Origin of the sequence: Pyxidicoccus trucidator, from assembly GCF_010894435.1 — a bacterium.
GTDB classification, from domain to species: Bacteria; Myxococcota; Myxococcia; order Myxococcales; family Myxococcaceae; genus Myxococcus; species Myxococcus trucidator.
The window spans coordinates 117,581-127,063 of sequence record NZ_JAAIXZ010000018.1; the positions used below are offsets into that span (position 1 = coordinate 117,581).

The 9,483-nt window shown below is 69.5% G+C and carries 10 protein-coding genes; 2 read left to right on the top strand and 8 right to left on the bottom strand.

Going from position 1 to position 9,483, the window contains the following annotated elements; genetic code table 11:
- Positions 1-141: 141 nt before the first annotated feature.
- On the top strand, positions 142-369 hold the full coding sequence (locus tag G4D85_RS37540) for a hypothetical protein (RefSeq protein ID WP_164018924.1): 228 nt from the start codon (positions 142-144) through the stop codon (positions 367-369).
- Between the two features lie 49 nt (positions 370-418).
- On the opposite strand, the gene G4D85_RS37545 is transcribed toward G4D85_RS37540, so the two are convergent.
- The gene (locus tag G4D85_RS37545; protein WP_164018925.1) at positions 419-1,396 is read right to left on the bottom strand and encodes a hypothetical protein; all 978 of its coding nucleotides are present in this window, start codon (positions 1,394-1,396) and stop codon (positions 419-421) included.
- 458 nt (positions 1,397-1,854) lie between these two features.
- Between G4D85_RS37545 and G4D85_RS37550 the strand changes: the two genes are divergently transcribed.
- The gene (locus G4D85_RS37550) at positions 1,855-2,364 is read left to right on the top strand and encodes an RNA polymerase sigma factor (protein ID WP_164018926.1); all 510 of its coding nucleotides are present in this window, start codon (positions 1,855-1,857) and stop codon (positions 2,362-2,364) included.
- A 95-nt stretch (positions 2,365-2,459) separates the two neighbouring features.
- Here G4D85_RS37550 and G4D85_RS37555 read toward each other — a convergent pair whose 3' ends face one another.
- The 7 genes from G4D85_RS37555 to G4D85_RS37585 all read right to left on the bottom strand — a co-directional run.
- On the bottom strand, positions 2,460-2,768 hold the full coding sequence (locus tag G4D85_RS37555) for a transposase (protein ID WP_164018927.1): 309 nt from the start codon (positions 2,766-2,768) through the stop codon (positions 2,460-2,462).
- Positions 2,769-2,989: 221 nt separating this feature from the next.
- A complete protein-coding gene (locus tag G4D85_RS37560; RefSeq protein ID WP_164018928.1) occupies positions 2,990-3,730 on the bottom strand; it encodes a hypothetical protein in 741 nt (246 codons plus the stop codon).
- Between the two features lie 20 nt (positions 3,731-3,750).
- The gene (locus tag G4D85_RS37565) at positions 3,751-4,800 is read right to left on the bottom strand and encodes a hypothetical protein (RefSeq protein WP_164018929.1); all 1,050 of its coding nucleotides are present in this window, start codon (positions 4,798-4,800) and stop codon (positions 3,751-3,753) included.
- 106 nt (positions 4,801-4,906) lie between these two features.
- Complete coding sequence (locus G4D85_RS37570; RefSeq protein WP_164018930.1) at positions 4,907-5,632, bottom strand: phage tail protein; 726 nt, start codon at positions 5,630-5,632, stop codon at positions 4,907-4,909.
- Positions 5,633-5,643: 11 nt separating this feature from the next.
- Positions 5,644-8,424: a hypothetical protein gene (locus G4D85_RS37575; RefSeq protein WP_164018931.1), complete on the bottom strand. Its 2,781-nt coding sequence runs from the start codon at positions 8,422-8,424 to the stop codon at positions 5,644-5,646.
- 116 nt (positions 8,425-8,540) lie between these two features.
- Positions 8,541-9,155: a hypothetical protein gene (locus G4D85_RS37580; RefSeq protein WP_164018932.1), complete on the bottom strand. Its 615-nt coding sequence runs from the start codon at positions 9,153-9,155 to the stop codon at positions 8,541-8,543.
- A gap of 56 nt (positions 9,156-9,211) precedes the next feature.
- Positions 9,212-9,483: hypothetical protein (locus G4D85_RS37585; RefSeq protein ID WP_205525877.1), on the bottom strand; the 272-nt coding region annotated here is incomplete at its 5' end.

Genomic DNA, 9,483 nt, shown 5'->3' on the forward strand with positions numbered 1-9,483 from the left:
CGTGGGCGCTCTGGCTCGCGGTGTTTCTGGCTCCCTCGCGCTTCACAACCGCTGACGCTGCGCCGTCTCGCCGTGACGCGCCAGGCCCGGAGCGCACCCGGCCAGCGGTGAGCGCGCCCGTGAGGCGGAAGGAGAACCTCGATGGAAGACAATGACATGCGGGACGTCATCCAGCGGCACGCCCAGATGCTGCTGCGAAGGACCGGTGTCACCGGGCTTGCACAGGGCAACGCACGCGAACACGGAGGGGCCGACGCGCCCTGCCTCGTGCTCTTCGTCACCGAGGACGCGGACACGGAGGACCTTCCGGACCAGCTGGAGGGCAACCCGGTGTACCTGGTCCGGATGGCCCCGTTCCTGCCGCACTGACACGTCCCCACGGTGGGCCGCCAGCGTGCGCCGCGGCAGGGTCGCGGCTTCACCGAGGAGCCCCCTCCAGCTTGCGCAGCGCCTGCGCCGCGGCCCGGCGCGAGCCGCACCTGTCACTTCCGCCGTCGGGTCCGCGCTCGGCCAGCTCCCGCAGCGGCTCGCGGGCTTCTTCCACGGAGAGTCCGCCGAGCGTCCGCGCCGCCGCGGCCCGCACCGGGCACTCCGCATGGCCCAACAGCGCCACCAGCCGCGCTATCGCCTCGCGGTGTCCCGCCTCCGCGCCGACGCGATAGTCCTCCACGGCCAGACGCGGCTCCCCCAGCAGCTCGCGCAGGCGCCCCTGGAGGAAGGCGCGAACGCCCACGTCCTGCTCCTGGCCGAGCAGCGCCTCCACCTCACGCGCCTTCGCGTCCCGCTCCGCCTCGGGCGCGCGCGCCAGCGCCTCGAGCGCGACCTCCGCCCTCGAGGGCCAGCGCCACGCGAGCACCGCCCCCAGCGGAGCCGCCAGCAGCCCCAGCACGAGCGCCACCCGCCCCGCCTGCTTCCACGTCAGGTCGCGCACCCGCCGCATGAGTCCGCGCAGCACCAGGGCCGCCTGCGCCGTCCGGCGGCGCGCCTCGCCGTGCCAGCCGATGCCGCTCCGAGACGCACCTTCACCGGGCATGAGGGGCCGCGCACGGAACACACGCACACCTTCGGGGAAGTCCTCGCGGGCGAGGGCACCCAGGCGCTCGGCGGGCAGGCGCGCCTTGTCCATCACCAGCCAGGTGGACTCGGTGAGGAACACGCCGCCACCGCTGAGGGCCTCCTGCAGCCGGCCCGCCAGGTCCACCGGCGCACCACAGACGTCGTCTGGCTCCAGCCACACCTCGCCGGTGCTCACCACCTGCCGCAGCACGAACCGCACGGGTCGGGCCACGTGCGCACCGTCACGCTCGCGAAGTGCCTGCACCTCCAGTGCGCACAGGACGGCGTCGGTAGGCGACGGGAAGGTGACCAGGAACGCGCCTCCGCGTGCGGTGTACACCCGACCTCCTCGGGCGCGACACGCCGGCACCACACACCACGCATGCGCGTCGCGCAGCCGTCGCTCTTCGTCAAACGTGCGAGGGCGGTCATGCGTCGTGTCATGCACGACGCGCGTGAGGAGGATGGCGAGGTTGGCGGTCTTCACGTCGGCTGGTGACGCGCGAGAAGGCGGGCTGTGACACGCGCGCGCATCGCAAGCTCGCGACAGCCGAATGTCAGCCCTCGGATCAATATTCATCACGCGGCCCCATGACCCTTTTCGTTTCGGGTCAAGCGTTGAAGTGCCATCCGTACGGCAACTCACATCCTCAAGGTTTCCTCGCTTTCGATCAGCCCCGGACCTGCTGACCGGACTCGCGCTGGGACCCGTAGGCCGCGATGTCAATCTCACGTGAAACGTTCTGGAACGTCTGGCAATGCCATAGCGAGTATCTCTACGGCCAGAGCCTCTGTCTGATGAAGGGCAACCGAGCGGACGCGGACGACGTGTTCAGCACGGCCATGCTTCGCGCGTGCGAGTCGGTGCACCGGCAGGGACTCCCGGTCACCAACGCGAAGGCGTGGCTGGGCGCGGTGCTGCGCAACGTCTGCGTGGACGCGCACCGTGGCCGCCGGCGCTTTCTCGATGACTCCAACGAAGAAGAGGACGAGCAGACGGACCGCCTCGGCAGCCTCGAGTCGCCCATCCTCTCGCCGGAGACGCTCCTGCTGCGCGACGAGCTGGAGTCCCGCCTCTGGGAGCACGTCCAGTCGCTGCCGGTGACGCTGCGCGAGCCCTTCGCCATGCGCTTCCTGCACGAGATGTCCTACGACGACATCGCCCAGCGGCTGGGGCTGACGAACTGCAACGTCCGCAAGCGCATCCAGCTCGCGTACCGAGCCCTGCGTGACGTGCTGGGCGACCTGAAGCCGGAAGCGCGGCGTGCGAAACGCGGCCTTCGCAAAGCGCGGGCTGGGGCCTCCTGAAGTCGTCGCCGCGGGGTTCCAACCGCGGCGACGCCCGCTGTACCGCGACAGCCCATCAGCATGTCTCACGAGTGAGAGCGCTTCCGCCCGGCCTCTCACGTGACTCGCGGAAATGGCCGCGATGTCGCGCCGGGCGCGAAGACGCCATGAAACCGGGTGAGGTGCACCCGGCGCGGAGGCACCCGCGGCGCCAGGCGCCGTAGGAGCTCCAGGCGGGTGAAGCAGAGGTGCGTGGTGCCGTCGGGCAGCGGGCGCGTCAGCCGCCAGGCGATGCGGCCGTCCTCCGCTCGTGAAAACGCGCCAACGCCAGCGCGCCGCCCCCCGTAGCGGCACAGCCGCTCCAGGCGCAGCAAGTCGCTGGCATGCAACCGCGTGTTGGCGTGCGGGGGGCAGCCCTCCAGCAAGGCGCATCAAAGCTGCCTGCTGGGAGGGACCGGACGTCCACCTCCAGGACTGGAGGGGACTCCAGGCGACAGGCAGGACTCCCGGGCTCAGGCAGCGCGTCACAAGCGCATGAGCGAGCCCCCGACCACCGCGGTGGCCGGAGAGCCCGGGGTGTCACTCCCAGGCCCAGGCGGCTGTCACCGCGGCCGCCTGAGCCCTTCAGAATCCCCGTGCCCTGCCACTAGGCGGCTGGCGGGAGCTCGAGCGGGTCGGTTCCCTGCACGCGGCCCGAGACGGCATCGAAGAGGAACAGCTGCAGGCGCGTGGCCGCCACATCCTTCGGCAACGTGACGTAGAGGTTGACGCTCTTCCGCTCCGGCACCGCGCCGCCCGTGAAGAACTTGAAGTACTGAGACGCGGACGGCTGCTGCGGCTCGTAGTCGACAAGGAAGACGCCTGGGGCGGTCAGCTGCTGCACGTCCGTACACAGCGGCGCCTTGTCGTATTTCTGTGGATACAGGTTCAGGAACGCATCGAGGCGCGATGCGGCGGCATCCACGTCGGCGGAGGACGCGCCGAAGCTCGTCACAGTCACCACGATGTTCGCACGGAGGAAGTAGATGACGGGCGCGAACTCCCTGGAGCCGTAGTAACAGACTTCGCCAACCGTCTCGCTGCGCTTCAGCGAGGGCAGCTGGTACTGCTCGAGCTGGCTCGCCAGGCCCGCGGTGGCGGCGGCGGCGCTGTTGTACTCGTCGACCTGCACGAACAGCGCCCGGGACGGAGACCGCGTGTTCTGCCAGGTGGCCCGCGAGGGGCGCGGCGTGACGAGCGGCTTCGCATCGAGCCGCTCTACGAGCTTCCAGTCGTCGCCAGGCGACTCGAAGGCCGCCTGCATGCCGTACAGCAGCAGGCCTCCCGTCAAGGGCGGCGTCGAGGTGAGGTCGTCATTGTTGGTGGACTGCGATTGTGTCGTGGACATGGCGTCTCTCCTTGCCTCCCTCACTGCACCGGGTACCGCTGTGCGACGCCGCTGGTCTGGACGTTCACATTCGTGAGCTGCGGACGGTAGTTCATGTCGAACTGCATGTTGCTCGGCAGCACCGGAGCCCCCTGGTTGACCCGACAGGCCGCGTCAAAGATCTGGCTGTTGGTCGCGAACTGCACCCAGCAGACTTCGTGGAAGCGCCAGTTCCAGATGTTCCAGCCCGCCGTGCCCATGCCGTTGATGGGCAGGGTCACCAGGGCATTCCCCAGGATCGCGTTCACGAACTTGCCGGACCAGAAGGTCGCGCCCAGGAGGTTCGACAGCAGCATGACGAGGGCACCGCAGTCGAAGCAGTTGAGCGTCAGCGGGTAGGCGGCGCCGCCCGCCCGCCAAGTGAGGAAGGTGGTGAGGTACACGTTCACCGTTCCGGCGTTGTTGATGAACAAGGTGGGGGCAGGGTTGTATTGCGCTCCCGAGCCGTTGATGCCCGTGGTGATTCCTCCCGCCGCGGCGGTCGCGGCGCCAGCGCCCTGGGCATACGCGCATGCGGCCTCGAGCGCCGTCACCCACGGGTCCTGGGTGCCGCCGTTCTGCGTCCACGGCGGGCTCGGCGTATCCAGCGTGAGAAACGAGCGGTGGATGGACTGGCCGAGCGGATACGGTTGGCCGGCTCCCTCGGTCGCGGTCCACGTCCAGGTCGTGTTGACGATACCGACCGTCTGCGCCCCAATCGTGCAGTTGGCGAGCGGCATCTGCACGACGGCCGCACCGTTCTCGTCGAACGTCACCTCCTGCGCGGCGATGTCACCCAGGGGCGTTCCATTGCCCGCCGCCGCGATGGTGACAATCTCCCCCGCCTCGGCACCGGAGAGGGCCACCTGGATCTGCGGAACGTTGCCCCCGGCCAGGACCTGGGCAATCGCATACGCCGACGGCTCGTTGCCGCCGCCGCGAGTCCATTCCGGCACGGCGATCGCCGTCGCGAAGTCCCTGCGGATCCGCAGCGCGCTGGTCTGCGGATTGGCCCCCCAGTAGAACGAGATTGAGTCGAGCTGCACTGGCATTGCGTCCTCCCTTTCAGTGGTGTCTGGAAGACGGTCTTGCGGGCGCGGCGTGATTTCGTCCGCTATCGCCGTGTCAGGCACGGGCGGCGGGCCGCGCGGGGGCGACTCAGCCCGGGGTGCCGCCTCCCCCCTTGCACGTCTCGGAGCCGGCGGCGCCCCAGCAATCCTTCAGGTTCTTGCATCCCGCGGCCGCGGCGGAATTGGGCTCCAGGACGCGGGACTGGGCCTTGATGATGAAGTTGACATACACGTTGAGAGGCCGTGTCTCGGCTTCGAAGCGGGGGGCGTCCGCTCCCTTCGCGGCGACCACCCCTTCGCTGGCCGCTGTCAGCGTGGAAAGGCCGAGGTTGACGGGGGGAGCCTGGTCGCCCGGGACCTCGGTCGTCTGCTGTGGCTGCGTATAGTTGTGCTCGTGGTTCTGGAAGGCGTCGAGCTGCTGCGAGCCGACGGAGTTGCCCTGGTTGCCCTCTCCCTTCCCGTCCGAGCCGTAGCGGGCCGAGAGGCGGGTGTCGGCGCCGGGGTCTCTCATTCCCTTTCCGTTGGGTTCACGCTGCGCGTCCTGGTTGACGCCGCGCAGGAAGGCCCCGCGATAGTCCGGCAGGTAGAACTGGATGGCGGGGGGGTCTCCCTCCGTCACGGGGGTGCCGTACAGGGGGCCGATGAGGGCGTAGAGCGTGGGATACGTGACGGCGCTGACCTGCGCGCCGTCACAGAAGAGCCAGCCCTGCGCCGCCAGGGCAGTGCGGGTACACGCGTTGATGGGCCCTGCGTAGGGGAGCACCGAGCCCACGGGGACTTCAACAGGCATGAGCGACAGGAATGGAGGTCGCATGGCCTCGACCCCTACTTGCATCCGGGAAGCTGACTTCCCTCGGACAGATAGAGGAGTGAGGTGGGCACCGCGACGGTCCACGTCTCCGGTGCTTCCTTGCGCTCGCAGCCGCACACGTCCAGGAGCACCTGGGCCAGCGGCACGAGCGGCTCGGGCAGGGGGACCGCGCCCTGAGACCAGGCGGGCATGTGCCCGAGCTGGAAGAGGAAGGCGAGGGTCCGCCAGTACTCCGGCGCCACCGGGACGAGGACGCGCGCCGAGCTGGCCTGGAGGAAGCTCTGGAAGAGGGGGTCCGGGCACGGCTTGAGCTTCGCGGCTCCCACCCAGTGGAAGGGTTGTGCCGCGGGCTTGCTGCCCACGTCCCACGAATAGAAGCGGTAGCTCATCTCCGCCCACTCGAAGGCCGTGTCGAAGTAGCGCAGCGCGGACGGCTGCTGCTCGGGGGGGTTCGGGTCGAGCGCCCGCAGCACCTCCAGGCATTGCCGCTTCAGGGCGGCCCGCTCCAACTCGCGCGGGCTCATCGGGGATTCCCGCAGCCACTGCCAGTACTGCGCGCGCCAGACCTCGTACAGCTTGCGGTAGCCGGCGAGGAGCGCATCGTACGTGCGAATCTGCCAGGCCTTGTAGTCGCCGCTGGGGGGGCCCTCGGGCTGCTCCGGAGGGGCCACGACGCGGCGGGCCCGGTAGTAGGCGGCGAGCTCCTGGTAGTTCGTCGCGTTCACGTCCCGGTAGGAGGAGATGGGGGGGACGAGCCTGTTGAGGCTGACGGGCGGCTCCGGGACGTCCTCGCCGGCCCCCAGGACGAATGGCAGTGCCTCGGCGGGGCTCGGCACGAGGAACTCGATGACGAGGCGCGCCCCGCGATCCTTGACGGACATGGTGTAGAGCTTCTTGAGCCAGCGGTAGATGCCGACCTGCCGGCGGTCGCCGTCCAGGTTGTCGTGGATGGCGCGCGAGGCCTTCTCGTACTCCTCGTGGAGGCGGTGCTCGCGCTCGTGGATGACGCGCTTCTGCAGCTGGTTCGCCGCCAGGTCGACGGTCCGCTTGGCCTCGTGACTGCCGTCCTGGGTGCGATTCAGCGTGGAGTCATCCGTGCCCGTCCATTTCCCGTTGACGGTGAGGCCCAGGCCGTTGGGCTCGACGGTCTGCTGCAGCTGGGTGAAGTCGCGAGCGAGCTTCAGCGAGCCGACGAGGTTCTCCAGCTCCTTGCTCATGTCCGAGCCCGTGGTGGTGTCCGTCCCCTGCTGGTTCGAGCTCGTCCGGCGGTGGCCCTCCAGGCTCCCTTGCTCCGCGCGCATGCGCAGGCGCTCGGAGAAGACGCGTTTCTCGCGCGGCATGACGTTGAGCGTGAAGGCAATCTCCCCCGGCTCGTAGCCCTTGAGCTGCTGGCGGATGCTCCGCAGCATTCCTGGCCCGAGCAGGCGCGTCCAGCCCTGCCCGGCGGGGACGACAGGCTCGGACGCCGTGGCACCGGCCTCCCTCTGCTCCACGGGCGGGAGGACCACGATGGCCTCCAGCGCCTGCCTGCGGCCTGGCTCCCCGCGCAGGGCCGCATCCCCGAGCTGGAGGCGGATGAGGAAGGCGAGCATCCGCAGGACGAGGATGAGCGAGTCCGCGCGCGCGGAGGGACTCGAGGAGGAGGCGGCGAGCTCCTGCGTCTGCGTCCAGGTGTCCTCGGAGAGCTTCTGGGTATCGGGCGAGGACAGGTACGCCAACAGCGGCATCCCCAGGGCCTGCTCTGCCTGGCGGGTGAGGGCATCGAGTTCCTGGGGGCCCTCCAGGCAGAAGAGCGAGTAATACAGCCGGATGAGCGGCGCCACCTGCTGCTCCTGCCTGGCAGCAGTGGGCGCCGCTGGCGCTTCCGGCCTCGCGGCAGTCGGCGCCGCTGGCGTTTCCGGCACTGTGGCAGTGGGCGCCGCCGGCACGGCGGCAGTCGGCGCCGCCGGCACTGTGGCAGTGGGCGCTGCCGGCACGGCGGCAATCGGCGCTGCTGGCGCTTCCGGCACGGTGGAAGTGGGCGCTACTGGCGCTGCCGGCACGGCGGCAGTCGGCGCTGCTGGCGCTTCCGGCTTGGCGGCAGTCGGCGCCGCAGGCGCGTCCGGCACGGCGGCAGTGGGCGCTGCGGGCGCGTCCGGCACGGCGGCAGTCGGCGTCGCGGGCGCTTCCGGCCTGGCGGCAGTCGGCGCTGCTGACGCTTCCGGCCCGGCCACCTTTTCCGGAGCGGGCAGGGGCTGAGGAGGAGGCGGCGGCAACGCCGGGTCATTCCGGAAGATGAAGCGCTCGCGGCGACTGGCACAGCACGGGGGCACCAGGGGGCGTGTCAGGAGATAGGAGAAGGCCTCCAGCGACTCGTCCGGCACGATGGGATCGATGGGAGGACAGGGCTGCTCCCCGCCCACCAGCCACACGGCAATCCAGGAAGGGTCCCGCTTCCTGGACGAGGTCTTGGTGGGCTGGGCCTCCGCGTGAAGCTGAAGCTCATGGGGCTGGGAGAACCAGAGCCAGACCTCCACGGTGGCCCCCAGCACCGGGAGCTCGAGCCGCTCGCGGGGGTGGCTGGAGCCGAGCTTGAAGGGCCGCGTCTCGCGGCTCGTCACGGACATCACCGAGCCGCTCACCTCCCGTCCGTCTTCGGAGCACTGCCAGGTGAAGGAGAGCCGGAACTCCGGGTCCGGCAACAGCACGCTGCCCGACCTGGCGCGAACGGGCAGCCCCTGGGGAACCGACTGGGCGGCCGGGTCAGCGCCGGGAAGCGCGGGCGTCTTGGAGGGCACGTTCTCGGGAGAAGGCATGTCTCGACCTCGATGCACTGCATGAAGTGGGAAGGGAGGAAGCACGAAGGGGCCGTGCCGCACGCGCTCGCCTGGCGCCGGCACGGCCCCTCCACCGCAGCCCGCGGGCTGCCGGCTCAGGTATGGCGATCGAGGACGGTGAAGTAGTAGCCCTTCTCCCGGTCACCCTTGAGGGCGAAGGTGAGCGCGCTCAGGCCCGTCAGGTCGATCTCCGTGAACTTCTGGCTCATGACGGCGGAGGTCAGCGTCTCGCTCCGCACCACGTTGCGCACCAGGCCCACGTAGATCTTCGGCGTGAGGCCAAAGGAGGCCTGGTCCCCGAAGCCCACGCCCGGCTGCTTCATCACCGGCTGGCCGTCCTTGATGAGCGTCACCTCGATGCCGCCCGCCGTGTGGATGTTGTTGGCGACATCAATCTCGTTGGACTCGGTGCTCAGCCCCGTCTGCATCAGCTCGTAGTCCTGCTCGATCTGGCCGAGGGCGTAGATGCTGCCCTCGTTGACGCTCATGGGCAGCACGCCGCTGGCGCCGCCGTCCCACGACACCGCCACCTGCGTGTCCACCGTATAGGTGAAGTTGTGGTAGCCGTTGAAGCCCACCCGGTCGATGACCTGCCACGCGGTGGGCGGCAGGGCGGTGAGGTCGGCGCGGCGATTCTTGAGGAACACCAGGACGCTGCCGTCCTTGTTGTCCGAGAGGTTCTGGTACGTCACCTTGATGTCATTGGCCATGGGTTTTCTCCTTTGTGAAACAGTGGTTGGGTGAAGTCTCTGGGTGCTGGAACGTGTCAGGGCTGGCGCGCGAGGACGGTGAAGTAGTAGCCCTTCTCCCGGTCACCCTTGAGGGCGAAGGTGAGCGCGCTCAGGCCCGTCAGGTCGATCTCGGTGAACTTCTGGCTCATGACGGCGGTGGTCAGCGTGTCGCTCTTCGTCACGTTGCGCACCAGGCCCACGTAGATCTTCGGCGTGAGGCCAAAGGAGGCCTGGTCCCCGAAGCCCACGCCCGGCTGCTTCATCACCGGCTGGCCGTCCTTGATGAGCGTCACCTCGATGCCGCCCG

Excerpts from the sequence above, each read along its gene's own strand:
- G4D85_RS37540 (WP_164018924.1), top strand. The coding sequence starts at position 142 with ATGGAAGACAATGACATGCGGGACGTCATCCAGCGGCACGCCCAGATG.
- G4D85_RS37550 (WP_164018926.1), top strand. The coding sequence starts at position 1,855 with ATGAAGGGCAACCGAGCGGACGCGGACGACGTGTTCAGCACGGCCATG.
- G4D85_RS37560 (WP_164018928.1), bottom strand. The coding sequence starts at position 3,730 with ATGTCCACGACACAATCGCAGTCCACCAACAATGACGACCTCACCTCG.
- G4D85_RS37565 (WP_164018929.1), bottom strand. The coding sequence starts at position 4,800 with ATGCCAGTGCAGCTCGACTCAATCTCGTTCTACTGGGGGGCCAATCCG.
- G4D85_RS37570 (WP_164018930.1), bottom strand. The coding sequence starts at position 5,632 with ATGCGACCTCCATTCCTGTCGCTCATGCCTGTTGAAGTCCCCGTGGGC.
- G4D85_RS37575 (WP_164018931.1), bottom strand. The coding sequence starts at position 8,424 with ATGCCTTCTCCCGAGAACGTGCCCTCCAAGACGCCCGCGCTTCCCGGC.
- G4D85_RS37580 (WP_164018932.1), bottom strand. The coding sequence starts at position 9,155 with ATGGCCAATGACATCAAGGTGACGTACCAGAACCTCTCGGACAACAAG.